Annotated in this window: 17 protein-coding genes; 4 read left to right on the top strand and 13 right to left on the bottom strand. The window is 71.8% G+C overall.

The window, feature by feature from the left end; translation table 11 throughout:
* Nucleotides 1-2: 2 nt before the first annotated feature.
* From JOD46_RS10480 to JOD46_RS10465, 4 genes are read right to left on the bottom strand one after another with little or no spacing between them, the layout of a single operon-like run.
* The gene (locus JOD46_RS10480; RefSeq protein WP_204394030.1) at nt 3-1742 is read right to left on the bottom strand and encodes an amino acid ABC transporter ATP-binding/permease protein; all 1740 of its coding nucleotides are present in this window, start codon (nt 1740-1742) and stop codon (nt 3-5) included.
* Nucleotides 1735-3390 carry a thiol reductant ABC exporter subunit CydD gene (gene cydD / locus JOD46_RS10475; RefSeq protein WP_204394028.1) on the bottom strand — a complete coding sequence of 552 codons (1656 nt, stop codon included), beginning with the start codon at nt 3388-3390 and terminating at the stop codon, nt 1735-1737. The genes JOD46_RS10480 and cydD overlap by 8 nt, the downstream gene beginning before the upstream one ends.
* Before the next feature lies 1 nt (nt 3391).
* On the bottom strand, nt 3392-4408 hold the full coding sequence (cydB, locus tag JOD46_RS10470) for a cytochrome d ubiquinol oxidase subunit II (protein WP_204394026.1): 1017 nt from the start codon (nt 4406-4408) through the stop codon (nt 3392-3394).
* A 12-nt stretch (nt 4409-4420) separates the two neighbouring features.
* A complete protein-coding gene (locus tag JOD46_RS10465; RefSeq protein ID WP_204394024.1) occupies nt 4421-5833 on the bottom strand; it encodes a cytochrome ubiquinol oxidase subunit I in 1413 nt (470 codons plus the stop codon).
* A 110-nt stretch (nt 5834-5943) separates the two neighbouring features.
* Between JOD46_RS10465 and JOD46_RS10460 the strand changes: the two genes are divergently transcribed.
* The 3 genes from JOD46_RS10460 to JOD46_RS10450 all read left to right on the top strand — a co-directional run bounded on the left by JOD46_RS10460 (nt 5944) and on the right by JOD46_RS10450 (nt 8032).
* The gene (locus tag JOD46_RS10460) at nt 5944-6315 is read left to right on the top strand and encodes a BlaI/MecI/CopY family transcriptional regulator (RefSeq protein ID WP_204394022.1); all 372 of its coding nucleotides are present in this window, start codon (nt 5944-5946) and stop codon (nt 6313-6315) included.
* Between the two features lies 1 nt (nt 6316).
* Nucleotides 6317-7243, top strand: a complete 927-nt coding sequence (locus JOD46_RS18595; protein ID WP_204394020.1) for a M56 family metallopeptidase — start codon at nt 6317-6319, stop codon at nt 7241-7243.
* A gap of 63 nt (nt 7244-7306) precedes the next feature.
* Nucleotides 7307-8032: a DedA family protein gene (locus tag JOD46_RS10450; protein WP_204394018.1), complete on the top strand. Its 726-nt coding sequence runs from the start codon at nt 7307-7309 to the stop codon at nt 8030-8032.
* Here JOD46_RS10450 and JOD46_RS10445 read toward each other — a convergent pair.
* The 5 genes from JOD46_RS10445 to JOD46_RS10425 form a co-directional block, all read right to left on the bottom strand.
* Nucleotides 8029-8955: an ABC transporter substrate-binding protein gene (locus JOD46_RS10445; protein WP_204394016.1), complete on the bottom strand. Its 927-nt coding sequence runs from the start codon at nt 8953-8955 to the stop codon at nt 8029-8031. The genes JOD46_RS10450 and JOD46_RS10445 overlap by 4 nt on opposite strands.
* Nucleotides 8952-9695: an ABC transporter permease gene (locus JOD46_RS10440; protein WP_204394013.1), complete on the bottom strand. Its 744-nt coding sequence runs from the start codon at nt 9693-9695 to the stop codon at nt 8952-8954. Before JOD46_RS10440 ends, JOD46_RS10445 begins: the two co-directional genes overlap by 4 nt.
* Complete coding sequence (locus JOD46_RS10435) at nt 9692-10378, bottom strand: ABC transporter permease (RefSeq protein WP_204394011.1); 687 nt, start codon at nt 10376-10378, stop codon at nt 9692-9694. The genes JOD46_RS10440 and JOD46_RS10435 overlap by 4 nt, the downstream gene beginning before the upstream one ends.
* A complete protein-coding gene (locus JOD46_RS10430; RefSeq protein WP_204394009.1) occupies nt 10375-11187 on the bottom strand; it encodes an ABC transporter ATP-binding protein in 813 nt (270 codons plus the stop codon). The genes JOD46_RS10435 and JOD46_RS10430 overlap by 4 nt, the downstream gene beginning before the upstream one ends.
* A gap of 109 nt (nt 11188-11296) precedes the next feature.
* Nucleotides 11297-11956, bottom strand: a complete 660-nt coding sequence (locus JOD46_RS10425) for a TetR/AcrR family transcriptional regulator (protein ID WP_204394007.1) — start codon at nt 11954-11956, stop codon at nt 11297-11299.
* A gap of 103 nt (nt 11957-12059) precedes the next feature.
* Between JOD46_RS10425 and JOD46_RS10420 the strand changes: the two genes are divergently transcribed.
* Complete coding sequence (locus JOD46_RS10420; RefSeq protein ID WP_204394005.1) at nt 12060-13118, top strand: App1 family protein phosphatidate phosphatase; 1059 nt, start codon at nt 12060-12062, stop codon at nt 13116-13118.
* Between the two features lie 42 nt (nt 13119-13160).
* Here JOD46_RS10420 and JOD46_RS10415 read toward each other — a convergent pair whose 3' ends face one another.
* Genes JOD46_RS10415 through dnaE form a run of 4 tightly spaced genes read right to left on the bottom strand, consistent with a single transcriptional unit; the run spans nt 13161 to nt 19619 of the window.
* Entirely contained in the window at nt 13161-14216 is a 1056-nt protein-coding gene (locus JOD46_RS10415) for a quinone-dependent dihydroorotate dehydrogenase (protein ID WP_204394003.1), read from the bottom strand.
* 13 nt (nt 14217-14229) lie between these two features.
* A complete protein-coding gene (gene nrdR, locus JOD46_RS10410; protein WP_204394001.1) occupies nt 14230-14703 on the bottom strand; it encodes a transcriptional regulator NrdR in 474 nt (157 codons plus the stop codon).
* Between the two features lie 30 nt (nt 14704-14733).
* Entirely contained in the window at nt 14734-16041 is a 1308-nt protein-coding gene (gene hisD, locus JOD46_RS10405; RefSeq protein ID WP_204393999.1) for a histidinol dehydrogenase, read from the bottom strand.
* A gap of 47 nt (nt 16042-16088) precedes the next feature.
* Nucleotides 16089-19619 carry a DNA polymerase III subunit alpha gene (gene dnaE, locus JOD46_RS10400; protein WP_204393997.1) on the bottom strand — a complete coding sequence of 1177 codons (3531 nt, stop codon included), beginning with the start codon at nt 19617-19619 and terminating at the stop codon, nt 16089-16091.
* Between the last annotated feature and the right edge of the window lie 94 nt (nt 19620-19713).

Genomic DNA, 19713 nt, shown 5'->3' with positions numbered 1-19713 from the left:
GCTCAGGCCGCCGGCTGGTTCGCGCGGGCGAGCCGAACGCGCCGGTCGACCAGCCCGGCCGGCGCACCCGTGTGCGAGATCAGCACGACCGACCGGTCCCGTCCGGCAGCGTCGAGCAGGTCGCGCAGCAGCGTCTCGGCGCGCTGCGGATCCACGCTCGCCGTCGGCTCGTCGAGCACGAGCACGGGGAAGTCCGCGAGCATCGCCCTCGCGAGCGCGAGCCGCTGGGCCTGCCCGCCCGACACGAGGGTCCCGCGCTCGCCGACGGGGGCGTCCAGGCCGCCACGCTGCTCGACCCAGTCCCGGAGGCCGACCCGGTCGAGCACGTCGAGCAGCTCGTCGTCCGTCGCCGTGTCGCGTGCGAAGAGGAGGTTCTGCCGCACGTCCTCCTCGAACAGCCACGGCCGCTGCTCGACGAGCCCGACGAGCCGGCGCACCGCGCCAGGGTCGAGGTCGCGCGCCTCGATGCCGCCGATCCGGTACGACCCCTCGTACTCGAGGAACCGCACGAGCACGTGCGCGAGCGTCGTCTTGCCGGCGCCCGACGGACCCTCCACCAGGAGCCGCTCGCCCGGCCCCAGATCGAGGTCGAGCGCGTCGAGGGCGGCAGGGGCGGTGGGGCCGGATGCCGCGGCGGCGTCGCCGTGCACGACGTCGCCGGCCTGGTCGTGGTGGGTCGGGCGCGGCCAGTGCGCGCGCACGCCGCGCAACCGGATCGCGGGCGTGCCGACCGGCGCGGGAGCCGCGACCCGGTCGTCGGCGGGCGGCGCGGGCAGCTCCGCCGGCGGGTCCTCGGGCACCGCGTCGGCGACCCGTCGCGCGCTCGCCCGGACGACCCGGAGCGAGCCGATCGCCACGGGGATCGCGGTGGCGACCTCGGCGATCGCGAGGGGAACCAGGCACAGCAGCGCGAAGGTCGGGCCGTCGACGCGTCCGTCGGCGAGCAGCGGCTGCGCGGCGGCGAGGCTCGCGGCGGCCGCGAATCCGCCCACCGCGCTCATGGCGGCGGCGGCGAGGCCGACGGCGGACGCCCGGGTGCGCGTGGCGCGCTCGAGGCGTGCGCCGAGCCGCCGGATGCGCTCGCGACCCGCGGCCGCGGCATCGAAGGCCACGAGCACGTCGAGCGCCTGCACGTGCTCGACGATGGCGCCCTGCAGCTCGCCGCGCAGCGGCGCGAGACGCGCGTCGGCCCGGGCCGCGAGCACGACCTGCGCGAGCGCGGCGATCGCCGTGCCGGCGACCAGGCACAGGCCCACCGCCAGCGCAGAGGCGGGTGCCAGCCAGGCGAGCCCCGCGAGCGCCGCGACGAGCACCACGACCGCGCTCGCGACGGGCTGCACGATGCGCAGCGACACGTTCTGGAGGTCGTCGACATCGCCGACGAAGCGCGCGAGCAGGTCGCCGCGGCGCGAGGCGGCGAGCCCGTCGGGCGCGAGCGGCAGCATCCGCTCGAAGACCCCGGCGCGGATCTCCGCGAGCTGGCGGAACGCCGCGTCGTGGCCGGCGAGTCGTTCGAGGTAGCGGAAGACCGCGCGCCCGAGCGCGAACGCGCGGACGCCGACGACCGCGACCTGCAGGTAGAGCACCGGCGGCTGCTCGGCGGCGCGGGCGATGAGCCACGCGCTCGAGGCGAGCAGGGCGACCGTCGAGAGTCCGGCGGCCACGCCGAGCAGGACGGAGGGCACGAGCGAGCGCGCGGGCGGGATCGCGGCGCGCAGCACGGAACGCGAGCGGTCAGACACGAGCGGCCTCCCGGAGTCGCACGACCCGGTCGGCCATGGCCGCGAGCCCCTCGCGGTGGGTCGTGACCAGCACCGCGCGCCCCTCACGGGCGAAGTCCCGCAGGGCGCTGCCGAGCGCGTCCTCGCGATCCGGGTCGAGCGCCGAGCTGGGCTCGTCGAGCAGCACGACGCGGGTGCCGGTCGCGAGGGCCCGATGGATGGCGCGGGCCACCGCGACGCGTTGCGCCTGCCCGCCGGAGAGACCCGATCCGGCCGGTCCGAGCCGGAGGGCGGCGGGCACGTCGACCCCGGCGATCGCGAGCGCGCGGTCCACGAGCTCGGGCGCGGCATCCGGGCATCCGAGCCGGACGTTCTCGGCGACGGTCCCCTCGAGCAGATGCGGCGCCTGGCCGGCCCACGCGACGGCCGCGCGCGTCGCCGCCCCGGCGGGAGTGCCGTCGATCCGCAGCTCCCCCGCCGCGTCGGCGAAGCCGAGCACGGCGGCGAGCACGGACGACTTCCCCGAGCCGCTCGCGCCCGTGAGGGCCACGAGCTCGCCCGGGGCGACGTCGAGGTCGAGGCCGTCGACGACCGTGCGGCCGGATCGGGTGACGGCGAGGTCGCGAGCGTGCAGCCCCGCGGCATCCGGTGCCGGCCGAGCGGGAGCGGCCTCGCCCGTCGGCGCGATCCCCGCGACGCCGGCGGCCGGCGCGGGGGCGTCGTCGAGCAGGTCGAGTGCGTCGCGCGATGCCTCGAGCCCCGCCGTCGACGCGTGGAACGCCGCCCCCACGTTGCGGATCGGCAGGAACACCTCGGGAGCGAGGATCAGCACGAACAGGCCAGGGGCGAAGGACATGTCGCCCGCCACGAGCCGCAGGCCGATCGACACGGCGACGAGCGCGACCGACAGGCTGGCCGCGAGCTCGAGCGTGAAGCCGGAGAGGAAGGTCACCCGCAGCACCTTCATGGTGCTCGAGCGGTACTCGTCGGTGACCGAGCGGATCCGGCCGACCTGGCGCTCGGCACGCCCGAAGACCATGAGCGTCGAGAGCCCGCCGACGACCTCGAGGAACCCGCGCGAGAGCGACTGGAGTCGCTGCCACTGGCGGCGCTGGACGACCTCCGTGGCCATGCCGATGAGCGCCATGAACACCGGGATGAGCGGGAGCACGATCACGAGGATGAGCCCGGACACCCAGTCGGCGGCCCACGCCGAGGCGACGAGCACGGGCGTGGCGACCGCCGTGAGCACGAGCTGCGGAAGGTAGCGCCCGAAGTACTCGTCGAGCGCGTCGAGTCCCGGTCCGAGCAGGGTCGCCGCTCGCGCCGTCGTCACCTCCGGGCCGCCCGCGCGCTCCTCGAGCGTCCGCAGCAGGTCGTCCCGCAGCTCCGACTTCACGCGCATCGCTCCCGCCGAGCCGAGCGCCTCCCACGCCCACCCCGCGAGGGCCCGGACGGATGCCCCGACGAGGAGTACTCCGACGACCGTCGCCGCGCCGCCCGCGACATCCGGACCGCCGCTCTCGATCAGCCCGACCACGAGGGTCGAGAGGGCCCACGCGAACGCGACCGTCGCCGAGGCCTGGAGGAGCGCGAGCGCTCCCCCGGCCGCGAGGAAACCCCGCGCGGCACGCGACCGGCGGAGCAGCCTCGGATCGAGGGGCCGCACGTCAGTGCACGGCGGCGGTGTCGCCGGCGTCGATCGCCTGCCTCGTCACGCGCTTGCGGAACACCCAGTAGGTCCAGCCCTGGTAGGCCAGGATCAGCGGCAGGAAGATGAGCGCCGTCCAGCTCATGACCGTCAGGGTGTACGGGGTGCTCGAGGCGTTGGCGATCGTCAGGCTGTTGGCCGGATCGTTCGAGGCGGGCATGACGTCGGGGAACAGCGCCGCGAACAGCGCGAACACGGCCGCCGCGATGGTCACGGCCATGAGCGTGAACGCGGTGCGCTCGGCGCCGCGGCCGTTGGCGAGCCATCCGCCGATCAGGGCGAAGGCGGCGACCGCCGCGAGCCCCCAGAACCACGCCGTGCCGTGCGCGAACCCCGTCCACACGAGGAACGCGGCGGCCACCACGATGGTGATCGCGCCCGCACGGCCGGCGAGGCGCCGCGCACGCTCGCGGATCTCGCCGTCGGTCTTGAGCGCCGCGAACACCACGCCGTGCGTGAAGAACAGCATCAGGGTCGTGAGGCCCCCGAGCAGCGCGTAGGGATTCAGCAGGTCGAACAGCGTGCCGATGTAGTTGTGGTCGGCGTCGAGGGGCACGCCCTGCACGATGTTGGCGAACGCGACGCCCCAGAGCAGCGCGGGCACCGCCGAGCCGCCGATGATCATCCAGTCGAAGCGACGCTTCCACTCGGCCTCGGACCGTTGGTGGCGGTATTCGAACGAGACGCCGCGCGCGATGAGCGCCACGAGGATGAGCAGCAGGGCCAGGTAGAACCCCGAGAAGAGCGTGGCGTACCACTCCGGGAATGCGGCGAACAGCGAGGCGCCGGCCACGATGACCCAGGTCTCGTTGAGGTCCCACACCGGGCCGATGGTGTTGATGAGCACGCGGCGGTCGGTGTCGTCCTTCGCGAGGAAGGGCAGCGACATCCCGACGCCGAAGTCGAAGCCGTCGAGCACGAAGTAGCCGACGAAGAGGAAGGCGACGATCCAGAACCAGAGCACTGCGAGATCCATGTCGTTGTCCTCCTAGTAGACCGTTGCCGTGTGTTCGACCTTGCCCGTCTCCGGGTCGGGCGGGGCGATCTCGGGCGGCCCCTTCCGGATGGCGCGGAGGATGAGCTTGACCTCGACGACCGCGAGCGCGCCGTAGACGAGCGTGAACACGACGAGCGAGATGAGCACCTCGAGCCCGGTCACGTTCGGCGAGACGGCCGACTCGGTGGGCAGCAGGCTGAACACGATCCAGGGCTGGCGTCCCATCTCGGTGAAGATCCAGCCGACGATCATGGCGCCGAGCGAGAGCGGGAAGCTCCAGATCGCGACCTTCCAGACCCAGGCCTGCTTGGGCATGCGGCCCTTCCGCGTGACCCAGAGGCCGACCACGGCGATGAGCACGTGGAGCAGGCCGAGGCCGATCATCCAGCGGAACGCCCAGTAGGTGACCCAGATGATCGGGGCGTAGTCGCCCGGGCCGTAGAGGTCGGTGTAGAGCGCCTGCAGGTCGTTGATGCCCTCGACGCAGCCGTCGAGCGAATGCGTCGACAGCAGCGAGAGCAGGTAGGGCACGCGGATGGAGAAGAGCTCGCTCGTTCCGTCGGGCGTGCCCAGGGTGAACAGCGAGAACGACGCGTCCGCGCCGCAGACCGTGTCGTAGGTCGCCTCGGCGGCGGCCATCTTCATGGGCTGCGTCGCGACCATCGCGAGGCTCAGCTGGTCGCCGAAGAAGGTCGTGAGCGCGCCCGAGACGACCATGCCCCAGAGACCGAATTTCAGCGCGGGCCGCATCGTGTCGAAGTGCTGGTTGCGGGCCAGGTGCCACGCGGCGGCGCTGATGATCAGGCCCGAGCTCACCATGAACGACGCGGCGATGGTGTGCGGGAACGCCGCGAGCGCGACCGGGTTGGTGAGCAGGGCCCAGATGTCGACGAGTTCGGCGCGACCGCGCTCGGCGTTCATCTCGTAGCCGACCGGGTTCTGCATGAAGGCGTTGGCCGCGATGATGAAGTAGGCCGAGAGGATGGTGCCGATCGCCGTCGCCCAGATCGTGGCGAGGTGCAGCTTCTGCGGCAGCCGGTTCCAGCCGAAGATCCAGAGCCCGATGAACGTCGCCTCGAGGAAGAACGCGAGCAGGCCCTCGAGCGCGAGCGGGGCGCCGAACACGTCGCCGACGAAGCGCGAGTACTCCGACCAGTTCATGCCGAACTGGAACTCCTGCACGATGCCGGTCACGACGCCCATCGCGAAGTTGATGAGGAAGATCGTGCCGAAGAACCGCGTGATCCGCAGGTATTCGACCTTGCCGGTGCGCACCCACGCGGTCTGGAAGATCGCGGTGGTGGTGGCCAGGCCGATCGTGATCGGGACGAACAGGAAGTGGTAGACCGTGGTCAGGCCGAACTGCCACCGCGCGAGCAGCAGCGGATCGAGGAGGTCGTTCACCGGCGGGGCCCCTTTCGTGGGAGTGAGGAGCGGCGATACTTCTACACAGCGTAGAGCACAATTTCTACGCGATGTAGAACCGAAGGACCCTTGCGCGGTATCCTCGAGATATGGCAGGACTCGGCGAGCTCGAGCGCTCCGTCATGGAGCAGCTCTGGAGGAGCGACACCCCGCTCACCGCGAACGAGGTGCGCGACCGCCTGGCCGACCCCGGCGCCCCCTCGCGCGCACCGGCGACCACCACGGTGCTCACCGTGCTCTCGCGGCTCGAGCGCAAGGGGTTCGTCGCGCGCGCCCGCGAGACGAGGCCGCACCGTTACCACGCCCTGCTCACGCGCGCCGAGCACACCGCCGAACTCATGCACGAGGTGCTCTCGTCGTCGTCCGACCGCGACGCCGCGCTCGCCCGCTTCGTCGGCACGGTCAGCGCCGGCGAGGCGAACACCCTGCGACGCCTGCTCGACGAGCTCGTGCGACACTGACGTGATCGCCGCCGCCGTGGCGCTCGGCGCGCTCGCCGCCGCGCTCGCGTGGCCGGTGCCGGTCGCGCTCTCGACGGCCGGATGGCCCAGCCGCTCCCCCGCGACCGCGCTCGCGCTCTGGCAGGGCATCGCACTCGGCGGCGCGCTCGCCATGATCGGCGCGCTCCTCGCGTTCGGCGCGAGCCCCGCCGGGTCGCTCGCCGGCGCCGTGCGGGCCCTGCTCCCGGCGTTCGCGGCGGGTCCCATCCCCGAGTCGTTCGGCGTGGTGCACCTCGCGGCGCTCACGCTCGCCGTCGGCCTCACCGTGCACCTCGCGCTCAACGTCGGCACGACCGCGGTGCGAGCCGAACGCTCCCGGCGGCGCCTGCACCGGATGGTGGACCTGCTCGCCGACCCGACCGACGACGACTCCGGCGCCCGCGTGCTGGCCCACCCGATCCCGCTCGCGTACTGCGTGCCGGGACTGCGCACCGCCACGGTCATCACCGAAGGGCTCGTCGACCTGCTCGACGCCGACGAGCTTCGGGCGGTCATCGCGCACGAACGCGCGCACCTCGACCAGTTCCACCACCTCGTGCTGCTCGCCTTCCGGGCCTGGCATCAGGCCCTGCCGTGGTTCCCGATCGCCAACCGGGCCGAGCGGGCGGTCGTGCTGCTGACCGAGATGCTCGCCGACGATCGCGCCCGGCGCGAGGTCGGAGCGGAGCCGCTGCGCGCGGCGCTCGTGCGCGTGGGCGCGGCGGGCGAACCCGGGCCGTACGCCGACACGGGCGGCGTGAACCCCGACGCCGGCATGCTGGAGCAGCGGCTCGAGCGACTCGGGCCGTCGCGGCATCCGCTCGACCCTCGCGCCCGCGCGGCGTGCTGGGCCGCGACCGCCGGGATCGTCGCGGTCCCCGTCGGCGTGCTCGCCGGGATCGCGTTCTGACGACGGCGAGCGGGCCGGTGGCCCCATGCCCGAGGTCCGCGCGCACCGCATAGGCTCGGAAGGGTGAACGAGCTGCTCGACGGCATCCTCGGCACCGTGGAGAGTGTCGACCCGGTGCTGCGCACGCTGCTCGCCGGGCTCGGGATCATGCTCGAGACCTCGGTGCTGGTCGGACTCGTCGTTCCCGGCGACACCATCGTGATCGTCGCGGCGACCGCGGTCGAGGGCACCGCCGAGTACTTCGGCCTCGCGTTCGCCGTCATCGCGGGTGCGCTCATCGGCGAGAGCATCGGGTTCGCGCTCGGGCGCTGGTTCGGCCCTCGCATCCAGCACTCGCGGCTCGGGCGCCGGATCGGCGAGCACAACTGGCACCGGGCCCAGCGCTACCTGGCGCGGCGCGGCGGTCCCGCGGTGTTCATCTCGCGCTTCCTGCCCGTGCTGCACTCGCTCGTGCCGCTGACCGTGGGCATGAGCGACATGACCTACCGGCGATTCCTCGCGTGGACCGTGCCCGCGTGCGTGATCTGGTCGTTCGCGTACGTGAGCGTGGGATCGGCGGCCGCGGGCGGATACCGCAAGCTCAGCGAGGACCTGCACGGAGCCGGGTACCTCTTCGTCGGCGTCATCGTCCTGTTCCTCGTGATCGCGTGGATCGGCAAGAAGGTGCTGTTGCGCATCGAACGCCGGCACATGGCCGATGACGTGACGACGCCGCCCGGTGGGCTTCCTCCCATGCACGAGGGGCCGGCCGCCGAGGCGACCGACCCCTCCGAGGGCGACTCCCGCTAGAAGAGGTTCTTCTCGGCGAGCCAGTCCTTCGCGATCTGGTCGGCCGACTCCTGGTCGTTGACGCTCAGCGAGTTGAGCGCCACCAGGTCCTCGGGGGTGAGCGCGGCGCTCACGGTGTTGATCACGTCGGCCATCTCGTCGGTGACCTTCTCGCTCACCACGGGCACGACGTTCGACGCGAGGAAGAGCCCCTCGGGGTCCTCGAGCGTGACGAGGTCGTTGGCCTTGATGTTGGGGTCGGCGCTGTAGATGTTCACCATCTGCACCTGATCGTCGACGAGCGCCTTCAGCGTCAGCGGGCCGCCGCTGTCCTCGATGGGCGTGAAGCCCACCTCGACGCCGTAGACCGACTTCAGGCCCTCGGGGCCGTACGGCCGCGTCGCGAGCTCGGAGTTGCCGCCGAGGGTGATCGGCGTCGTCACGTTCTTGAGGTCGGCGAGGCTCGTGACGTCGTTCTCCTCGGAGAAGGTCCGCGTCACGTTGTACGAGTCCTGGTCGGTCGCGGGCGACTGGTCGAGGACGCGCAGCCCGTCGGGCAGCGCGCCCTCGAGCTCGGCGTACACGTCGTCGCTCGTCTTGGCCTCGGTGTCGGGCACGTAGTACTGGAGCAGGTTGCCCGTGTACTCGGGGAACACGTCGATCGCGCCGCTCTCGATCTCGGGGATGTAGACCTCGCGCTGGCCGATCCGGAACTGCCGGTCGACCGTGAAGCCGTTCTCCTCGAGCGCCTGGGCGTAGAGCTCGGCGATGATCTCGTTCGAGTAGTAGTCCTGCGAACCGATGACGATGGTCTCCGAGGAGCCGTCGCCGCCGTCCGATCCGCTGTCGAGCGGATCGCCCGACGCACACCCTGCCAGGGCCACTGTCGCCCCGACCGCGACCGCTGCCAGGGCAACGAGCCGGCCTTTTCCTGCTGTGGTCATTCCTGATTCCCTTCGGTGATGGGTTGCCCCACGATCGCCCGGGGCCGGGTCGGCTCCGAGCGAGGCTCTGCGGTGCGCACGGCCCGCACCCCGGCGGGCACGACCAGGCGCTGGGTGATGGCGAAGGCGCCGTCGACGACGAGGGCGAGCACGATGACCAGGATGGAACCGCCCAGCATCTGGCCGTAGTCGCGGGTCTTGAGGCCCTCGAAGATGAAGCGGCCGAGGCCGAAGTTCGAGACGTAGGCGGCGAGCGTCGCGGTGGCGATGATCTGCAGCGTCGCCGAGCGGATGCCGCCGACGACGATCGGCATGCTGAGCGGCAGCTCGACCTTGCCGACGATCTGCCCCTCGCGCATGCCCATCGCGCGGGCCGCGTCGATGGTGCGGCGGTCGACGGATTCGAAGCCCGCGTACGCGCCCGCGAGCAGCGGCGGGATCGCGAGGATGACGAGCGCGATCACGGGCGCCTGCAGTCCGATGCCGAGCCAGAGCGCGAACAGCGTGAGCACGCCGAGCGTGGGAAGGGCGCGCAGTCCGCCGGAGACCATCACCGCGGGTTCGCGGCCGCGACCGGTGTGACCCACGAGACCGCCGAGCGGAAGCGCGATCACGGCCGCGATGACGAGGACGAGCGCCGAGATCCACAGGTGCTCGAACGTGCGCTGCGGGATGCTGCCGGCGCCGGTCCAGTTGGCGGGATCGACGAGCCAGGCGATCGCGTCGGCGAACAGGTTCACGATGCCTCCACCGCCGCTGCGACCGGCCGGACCGACCCCGCCCGGGCGGCACCGGCCCGCGTCCACGGCATCAGCAGGCGGCCGCCGAGCACGGCCAGCCAGTCGAGCAGGAGCGCGAGCGCGATGGTGAGGACGATGCCCGTGGCGATCTCGACCTGGATGCCGCGCTGGAATCCGTCGGTGAACAGGCTGCCGAGGCTCTGCACGCCGATCACGGCGCCGACGGTCGCCAGGCTCACGGTGCTCACGATGACCACGCGGAGCCCCGACAGCAGCACCGGGCCCGCCAACGGGAGCTGGACGCCCCAGAAGCGACCGGCAGCGGAGTAGCCGACCGCGGTGGCCGACTGGAGCACGTCGCGCTCGACCGCGTCGAACGCGTCGGCGGCCGTGCGCACGATCACCGCGACGCCGTACAGGGTGAGCGCGATCACGAGGTTCAGGGGCGACCGCAGGCCGAGCCCGGTGATGGCGGGCAGCGCGATGAACAGCGCGAGCGACGGGATGGCGTAGAGCAGCGCGCACAGCGAGAGCAGCACGCCGCGCGACCACCGGTACCGGTGGGCGAGCCATCCGATCGGGACCGACACCACGAAGCTCAGTATGATCGCGGGCACCGACAATGCCAGGTGCACGAGCACGAGCTCGCCGACCCGGTCGAGGTTCGACCAGAGCCAGTTCACGAGGCGAGCACCCCGGCGGGCCGGCCGTCGGCGTCGACCACGATGCTCCGGCCGTCGACCTCGGTGAGGTGCAGCGCGCGCTTGCCGCGATCGGCTCCGACGAAGTCGGCGACGAACGCGTCGGCCGGATGCGCGAGGATCTCGGCGGGCGACGCGGCCTGCGAGATCCGGCCGCCCTGCTGCATGATCACGACCTGGTCGCCGAGCAGGAACGCCTCGTCGATGTCGTGCGTGACGAAGACGACGGTCTTGCCGAGCTCGCCCTGCAGCCGGAGCAGCTCCTGCTGGAGCTCGGCGCGCACGATCGGGTCGACCGCGCCGAACGGCTCGTCCATGAGCAGGATGTTCGGGTCGACCGCGAGGCCGCGAGCGACGCCCACGCGCTGCTGCTGCCCGCCCGAGAGCTGGCTCGGGTACTTGTCGGCGAGCGACCGGTCGAGCCCCACGGTGTCGAGCAGCTCGAGCGCCCGCGCGTGCGCCTCGCGCCGGCTCGTGCCGCGCAGCAGCGGCACCGTCGCGACGTTGTCGATGACCTTGCGGTGCGGCAGGAGCCCCGAGTTCTGCATGACGTAGCCGATGCCGCGGCGCAGCTTCACGGGGTCGACGGTCGCGACGTCGGTCCCGTCGATGAGCACCTGGCCGCCGGTCGGGTCGACCATCCGGTTGATCATGCGCAGCAGCGTGGTCTTGCCGGAGCCCGACGAGCCGACGAGCACCGTGGTCTTGTGCGGCGGGATGACGATGTCGACGTCGTGCACGGCGACCGTGCCGTCGGGGAACTGCTTGGTGACGCCGCGGAACTCGATCATGCTGCCTCTTCCCGGTGCGGGCGCCGTTCGACGCCGGGTCAAGCCAAACACCTGACGGGCACCGCAGGCAACGGATGGCGCGGCGGTTCGCCGCGCGCGAAACCCGCGCTCAGGCGGCGGACGACTCCGAGACCGCGTCGGCGAGGTGCTCGTCGAGGTACGCGCGCACGACCCGGCCCGCCTCCTCGAGGTAGCGCGGGTCGCCCTCGGCGTCGCGCTCGAACGCGCGGTGGATGAGCGCCCCGCCGAGCTCGAGCGACACCCCGAGCCGGAAGCGGACCTCCTGCTTGTCGGCGATGCCGAACTCGTCCTCGATGAGGCGCGCGACGCGGTGCGCGAGCTCGGGCTCGCCGTCGTGCTCCGACGCCTCGCGAGGTGCGGCGTGGATCACGCTGAAACCGGGCTCGTCGCGGTAGAGGGCGGCGCACACGTCGAGCGCGAGCGCGACGACATCCCACCACTCGGCCAGCTCGGCGGCTTCCATCGCCTCGGCGAGGCGCTCGCGGTAGCGGCGCACGCTCCGCTCGCGGAGCGCGTGCAGCACGGCCACGCGGTCGGGGAAGTAGCGGTAGACCGTGCCGATCGACGCCCCGGCGCGCTCGGCGACCATCTGCGTCGTCAGTCGCTCGAAGCCGAGTTCGTCGACGATCTCGGCGGCGGCGTCGAGCAGCGCGTCGAGCCGCTGGGTGCTGCGTCGCTGCGTCGGCTCGGTGCGGACCGAGCGCCTCCGTCCGTGATCGGCCCCGAGGATCAGGTCGATGTTGGGCACGAGACCTCCTCACTTGCCGGACCACTCTATCGGTGCTCGCGCGGCCGTCCGACCACGTCGACGGGGTTTCGCCCGCCCCGGGGGCCCATGACAGACTGAGGGGATGCCGGTGAGATCCCCCGTCCCGGCCGGTGCCCGGCAACGCCCGGTCCGGCACGGTGCCGCGCGCGTCGAGGACTGGATCCACGACGTGCGCGAGCGCTGGGCGCGCCGGCGCGGGCACGTGCCCACGGTGGTGCCGTACACGGGCTACGGCTCCACGGAATGGGTGCGCGTGTTCTGCCGCGTGCTGCTCTCGAAGCCCGTGCGGGTCGACGAGACGTCGAAGCGACGTCGGCGCCGCCGCGAGCAGGGCATCCGCGGATGGCGAAGCTTCACGAGCGTGCCGGTCGGTGACGTTCCCGTGGTCATCGAGGTCGGCGGCCAGCGGATCGAGGTGCGCGCCGACCGCGGCGGCGTGGTCGACACCAAGGTGCCGGTGCGCCTGCAGCCCGGATGGAACCGCGCCGTGCTGCGCGCGCAGGGCTCCGACGAGGTCGAGGCCCCCATCTGGGTCGTCGGCCCCGACGTCGACTTCGGCATCGTCTCCGACATCGACGACACGGTGATGGTCACGGCGCTCCCCCGCCCGTTCGTCGCCTTCTGGAACACGTTCGTGCTCGACGAGCACGCGCGCAGCCCCACGCCGGGCATGGCCGTGCTGTACGAGCGCCTCGTTCGGGCCCACCCGGGCTCGCCCGTGATCTACCTCTCGACCGGCGCCTGGAACGTCGCCCCCACGCTCACGCGCTTCCTCTCGCGCAACCTCTACCCCGTCGGCCCGATCCTGCTCACCGACTGGGGTCCGACGCACGACCGCTGGTTCCGCAGCGGCCGCGCCCACAAGACCGAGAACCTGAACCGCCTCGCCGAGGAGTTCCCGCACATGCGGTGGCTGCTCATCGGCGACGACGGCCAGCATGACGAGGAGCTGTACGCCCAGTTCGCCGAGGCGCACCCCGGTCAGGTCGCGGCGGTCGCGATCCGCGAGCTCTCGGTCGGCGAGGCGGTCCTCGCGGGCGGCCGCGCCAAGACCGAGGAGCACGCCCGCGACGTGCCGTGGGTGTCGGCGAGCGACGGCGCGACCTTGGCCGACCGGCTCACCGACATCGGGATGCTCTGACCCTGCGCCCGGATCGGGCCCGGCCGCGGCCGGCGCACCGGGTCAGGCTGCGGACGCCCCGACCGCGCGCTCGCGCCGCAGCCGCTCGAGCCCGCGATTGACCTGCCGCGCCCACAGCGGACCGCGGTAGATGAACGCCGTGTAGCCCTGCACGAGCGTGGCGCCCGCGTCGAGCCGCTCCCGCACGTCGTCCGCGGTCTCGACGCCGCCGACCGAGATCACGCACAGCGAGGCCGGGACGTGCTCGCGGATGATCCGGAGCACCGCGAGCGATCGGGCCGCCAGCGGGGCGCCCGAGAGGCCGCCGGCGCCGATCGCCTCGACCTCGGCGGCGGGCGTCACGAGGCCCTCGCGGGAGATCGTCGTGTTCGTCGCGATGATCCCGTCGAGCCCGAGCCGCCCGACGAGCTCGCAGATGCGCACGACCTCGGCGTCGTCGAGGTCGGGCGCGATCTTCACCAGCAGCGGCGTACGGCCCGCCGCGGCCCGGACGGCCTCGAGCAGCGGCGCGAGCGCGTCGAGCTCCTGCAGTCCCCGCAGGCCGGGCGTGTTCGGCGAGCTGACGTTGACGACGAGGTAGTCGGCGTAGGGCGCGAGCACCTTCGCGCTGCGCACGTAGTCGTCGACGGCCTGCTCGACCGGCGTCACGCGGCTCTTGCCGATGTTCACGCCGAGGACCGGACGATGCCTGCGGCGCGCCAGGCGCGACAGGCGGCCGGCCGCGGCATCCGCCCCGCCGTTGTTGAAGCCCATGCGGTTGATGAGGGCGCGGTCCGCGACGAGGCGGAACAGGCGCGGCCGGTCGTTGCCCGGCTGCGGCAGCGCCGTGATCGTGCCGACCTCGACGTGGCCGAAGCCCAGGTTGCCGAGGCCGCGGACGGCGAGGGCGTCCTTGTCGAAGCCGGCGGCGACGCCGAACGGCGACGGGAACCGCAGGCCGAGCGCCTCGACCGCGAGGTCGGGCGAGGGCCCCGTCCATCGCTCGACGAGCCGGCCGAAGCCCAGCACGGGCAGGCCCCGAATCACGCGGAAGGCGAGTTGGTGGGCCTGCTCCGGGTCCATGCGGGCGAAGAACAGGGAGAAGAGGAGTCGATACATGCCGTCGATCAGGCTACTCGACCGGTCGCGCCGGAAGTCGCCCGTGCTCCTCGCGGAGCGCCTCGATCGCGGCCTCGAAGTCGTCGAGCGACTCGAACGCCTGGTAGACGCTCGCGAACCGCAGGTAGGCGACCTCGTCGAGCTCGCGCAGCGGCGGCAGGATCGCCAGGCCGATGTCGTTCGCCTCGATCTGCGACGCGCCGGTCGAGCGGATCGTCTCCTCGACCTTCTGCGCGAGGACCGCGAGGTCGGAGTCGGTGACCGGGCGGCCCTGGCAGGCCTTCTTGACGCCGAGCACGACCTTCTCGCGACTGAACGGCTCGATGACCCCCGACCGCTTGATCACCGCGAGGCTCGCGGTCTCGGTCGTCGAGAACCGCCGACCGCACTCGGGGCACTGCCGGCGGCGGCGGATGGAGAGTCCGTCGTCGCTCGTGCGGGAGTCGATGACGCGCGAGTCGGGGTGTCGGCAGAAGGGGCAGTACATGGTGCTCTCAGCGTAGCGGCGCGGTGGGGCTCACTCGCCGAAGCGCGCGACGACCGCCTCGCCGTGGGCGGGCAGGTCCTCCTCGGCGGAGAGCGTCGCGATCACATGCGCGACCTCGCGCAGTGCGGCGTCGTCGTAGCGCACGACCTGCTGGGGGCGCAGGAACGTCGCCGCCGAGAGGCCGGCCGCGTGGCGCGCCTGGCCGCCGGTGGGCAGCACGTGGTTCGAGCCCGCCGCGTAATCGCCGAGGCTCACGGGCGAGTAGGGGCCGATGAAGATCGCACCCGCGTTGCGGATGCGCGCGAGCGTGGCGTCGGGATCGCGCACCTGGATCTCGAGGTGCTCGGCGCCGAACGCGTCGGCGAACTCGGCCGCCTGCCCGAGGTCGTCGACGAGCACGACGGCCGACTGCCGCCCCTCGAGCGCGGTCCGCACCCGGGCGCCGTGCCGTGTCTCGCTCGCGCGGACCGCGACCCGCTCGAGCACGCGCTCGGCGAAGTCGGCCGAGTCGGTGACGAGCACGGCGGCGGCGAGCTCGTCGTGCTCGGCCTGGCTCACGAGGTCGGATGCCACGAAGTCGGCGTCGGCCGCATCGTCGGCGATCACGAGGATGTCGGTCGGGCCCGCCTCGGCGTCGATGCCGGTGACCCCCTGCACGAGCCGCTTGGCCGCCGCGACGAACACGTTGCCCGGCCCCGTCACGCGCTGCACGGGCTCCAGTCCGAGGTCGGGGACGCCGTAGGCGAACGCGCCGATCGCGCCGGCGCCGCCCATGGCGTACACCTCGTCGATGCCGAGGAGCGCCGCGATCCCCGCGATCGTCGGGTGGATGCGGCCGCCGAACGCCGCCTGCGCGGGCGAGGCGAGCGCGATCGAGCGCACGCCGGCGACCTGCGCCGGCACGACGTTCATCACGACGCTCGACGGGTACACGGCCTTGCCGCCGGGCACGTACAGCCCGACGCGTTCGACCGGCTGCCAGCGCTGCTCGACGACCGCGCCCGTGGCGAGCACGGTGCGCTCGGGCGCCGGCACCTGCGCGGCGCTCGCGGCGCGGACGCGCTCGATCGTCGACTCGATCGCGCGTCGCACGTCGGGCCGGAGCTCGTCGCGCGCCGCGGCGAGCTCGTCGGCGCCGACGCGGATCGCGGCGGGGCGCACACGGTCGAAACGCTCGGCCTGGTCGAGCAGCGCCGCCTCGCCCCGGCTGCGCACGTCGTCGATGAGGGCGCGCGCCGGTTCGAGGGCGGCCGCGACATCGGTCGCCGCACGTGGGACGAGCGCGAGCAGCTCGCTCGGGGTCGGACGGGTACCGCGGAGATCGATCGTGCGAAGCATGGCCCGCCCAGCCTAGCGAGCCGAGCCGAGTGCGCCCTGCGTGCGCGTCACGTCAGGCAATTCGGGCCCAGCAGGCTCTTGAGCTCGCCGTAGAAGTCGGCGGTGACCGCGACGGGGTACGGCAGCTCGAACACGCGCGCGGTACGGCCCTTGGTGAGCTTCAGGCGCACCTCGGTGTCGCCGCGGTGGCGGATCAGCACATCGCCGAGCGCGGTGATCGTGTCGGTCGTCGCACGCACGTCGGGCAGCGAGATGACCACGGGGCCGTTCTCGTCGCCCTGGCCGACCTCGGGTTCGAACACGCTGTAGGCGTGCAGGTTCATGCCGTCGTCGCGCATGCTGACACGGCCACGAACGACCACGATCGAGTCGCTCTTCAGCGCCGGCGCGAACTCCTGGTACGCCTTGCCCATGAACATCACGGTGATCTCGCCCGAGAAGTCCTCGACCTGGATCATGCCGTACTGGTTGCCGCTCTGGCGCGCGACGCGATGCTGCACGCTCGTGACCAGGCCGGCGATCGTGGCGACGTCGCCGTCCTGGGTGGCATCCGACGACATCAGGTCGGTGATCGTCGTCGAGGCGTGCTTCGCGAGCGTCGCCTCGAGCCCCGCGAGCGGGTGGTCGGAGACGTACAGGCCGAGCATCTCGCGCTCGAACGCGAGCTTGTCGCGCTTGGCCCACTCGGGCCGATCGGGCACGGGCGAGGGCGCCGACTCCTTCTCGTGGTCCTCGAAGAGGCTGTCGAAGTCGAAGCCGATGTCGCCGTTCTCCTCGGCGCGCTTCTCCTTGACCGCGGCTTCCACCGCGCCCTCGTGGATTTCGACGAGCGCGCGGCGCGTGTGGCCGAGCGAGTCGAAGGCACCCGCCTTCACGAGCGACTCGACGGTGCGCTTGTTCGCGACCTGCGTGGGCACCTTCTTCAGGAAGTCGTGGAACGACTCGAAGCGTCCCTTCGCGTCGCGGGCGGCGCGGATCGCGTCGACCACGTTGAAGCCCACGTTGCGCACCGCGCCGAGTCCGAACCGGATGTCGTCGCCGACGGCCGCGAAGAAGCCGATCGACTCGTTCACGTCGGGCGGGAGCACCTTGATGCCCATGCGCCGGCACTCGTTGAGGTAGAGCGCGAGCTTGTCGCGCGCGTCGCCGACGCTCGTGAGCAGCGCCGCCATGTACTCGGCCGGGTAGTGCGCCTTGAGGTACGCGGTCCAGTAGCTGAGCACGCCGTACGCGGCCGAGTGCGCTTTGTTGAACGCGTAGTCGGAGAAGGGCAGCAGGATGTCCCAGAGGGTCTTGATCGCGGCATCCGAGAAGCCGTTGGCCTTCATGCCGCCCGAGAAGCCCTCGTACTGCTTGTCGAGCTCGGACTTCTTCTTCTTGCCCATCGCGCGGCGCAGGATGTCGGCCTGGCCGAGGCTGAACCCGGCGACGCGCTGCGCGATCGCCATGACCTGCTCCTGGTAGATGATCAGGCCGTAGCTCGTGTCGAGGATGTCCTTCAGCGGCTCCTCGAGCTCGGGATGGATCGGCGTGATGGGCTGCAGGCCGTTCTTGCGCAGCGCGTAGTTGATGTGGGAGTTCGCCCCCATGGGGCCCGGGCGGTAGAGCGCGATGACGGCCGAGATGTCCTCGAAGTTGTCGGGCTTCATCTGCCGGAGCAGCGACCGCATCGGCCCGCCGTCGAGTTGGAACACGCCCAGCGTGTCGCCGCGCGAGAGCAGCTGGTACGCCTCGACGTCGTCGAGCGCCAGGTCTTCGAGGACCGGACGGAAGCCGCGGTTCGCCTCGATGTTGTCGAGCGCGTCGTCGATGATCGTCAGGTTCCGCAGGCCCAGGAAGTCCATCTTGATCAGGCCGAGCGACTCGCACGCGGGGTAGTCGAACTGCGTGACGATCTGGCCGTCCTGCTCCCGCTTCATGATCGGGATGATGTCGATGAGCGGCTCGCTCGACATGATGACGCCGGCGGCGTGCACGCCCCACTGGCGCTTGAGGTTCTCGAGCCCGAGCGCCGTGTCGAAGACCGTCTTCGCCTCGGCGTCGGTCTCGATGAGGGCGCGGATGTCGCCCGCCTCCTTGTAGCGCGGGTGATCCTTGTCGAGGATGCCCGAGAGCGGGATGTCCTTTCCCATGACGGCCGGCGGCATCGCCTTGGTGAGCTTCTCGCCCATGCCGAACGGGAAGCCGAGCACGCGGCTCGAGTCCTTCAGCGCCTGCTTGGCCTTGATCGTGCCGTAGGTGACGATCTGCGCGACGCGCTCGTCGCCGTACTTCTCGGTCACGTACTTGATGACCTCGCCGCGACGACGCTCGTCGAAGTCGACGTCGAAGTCGGGCATCGAGACGCGGTCGGGGTTCAGGAACCGCTCGAAGATGAGCCCGTGCTGCAGCGGGTCGAGGTCGGTGATGCGCATCGCGTAGGCCGCCATCGAGCCCGCGCCCGAACCACGGCCCGGACCCACGCGGATCCCGTTGCGCTTGGACCAGTTGATGAAGTCGGCGACGACGAGGAAGTAGCCGGGGAAGCCCATCTGGCTGATGACCTCGACCTCGTAGTCGGCCTGCTTGCGCACGTCGTCGGGGATCCCGGCCGGGTAGCGCTCGTGGAGGCCCTTCTCGACCTCCTTCACGAACCAGCTCTGCTCGCTCTCGCCCTCGGGCACGGGGTAGCGCGGCATGTAGTTCGCGCTCGTGTTGAACTGCACGTCGCAGCGCTCGGCGATGAGCAGGGTGTTGTCGCACGCCTCGGGATGGTCGCGGAAGAGGTGCCGCATCTCGGCGGCGGACTTCAGGTAGAACTCGTCGGCGTCGAACTTGAAGCGGTTCGGGTCGTCGAGCGTCGAACCCGACTGCACGCACAGCAGCGCCGCGTGGCTCTTGGCGTCGTGGGCATGCGTGTAGTGCAGGTCGTTCGTCGCGACGAGCGGTAGGTCGAGCTGCTTCGCGAGCCGCAGCAGGTCGTCCATGATGCGCTTCTCGATGCCGAGGCCGTGGTCCATGATCTCGGCGAAGAAGTTCTCCTTGCCGAAGATGTCGCGGAACTCGGCGGCGGCCTGCACCGCCTCGTCGTACTGGCCGAGTCGCAGGCGAGTCTGCACCTCGCCCGACGGGCAGCCGGTCGTGGCGATGAGGCCCGTCGAGTACGTCTGCAGCAGCTCGCGGTCCATGCGCGGCTTGAAGTAGTAGCCCTCGATCGACGCGCGGCTGGAGAGCCGGAAGAGGTTGTGCATGCCCTCGGTCGTCTCGGAGAGCAGCGTCATGTGCGTGTACGCGCCCGAGCCGGACACATCGTCGCCGCCGCCGTTGCCCCAGCGCACCCGCGTCTTGTCGCTGCGGTGCGTGCCGGGCGTGAGGTACGCCTCGGTGCCGATGATGGGCTTGACCCCGGCGTCGGTCGCCTGCTTCCAGAAGTCGTACGCGCCGAACACGTTGCCGTGGTCGGTCATCGCGACGGCAGGCATGCCCTCGGCCGCCGCGGCCTTCATCAGCTCGCCGACCCGAGCCGCCCCGTCGAGCATCGAGTACTCCGAATGCACGTGCAGGTGGACGAAGGAATCGGCGGCCACGGAACTCCTCATCGGATGGTGCTTCGGGGGTGTTCACAGTGTAGGTCCCCCCGCCCACGCTCGATCGTGACTCGCGGTGCACGATCAGGGGCAGCGGATGATTCGC

Source organism: Agromyces aurantiacus, assembly GCF_016907355.1.
Classification (GTDB): domain Bacteria; phylum Actinomycetota; class Actinomycetes; order Actinomycetales; family Microbacteriaceae; genus Agromyces; species Agromyces aurantiacus.
Note: the sequence above shows the minus strand (reverse complement) of the source record. Positions and strands in the feature narration are given on the sequence as shown.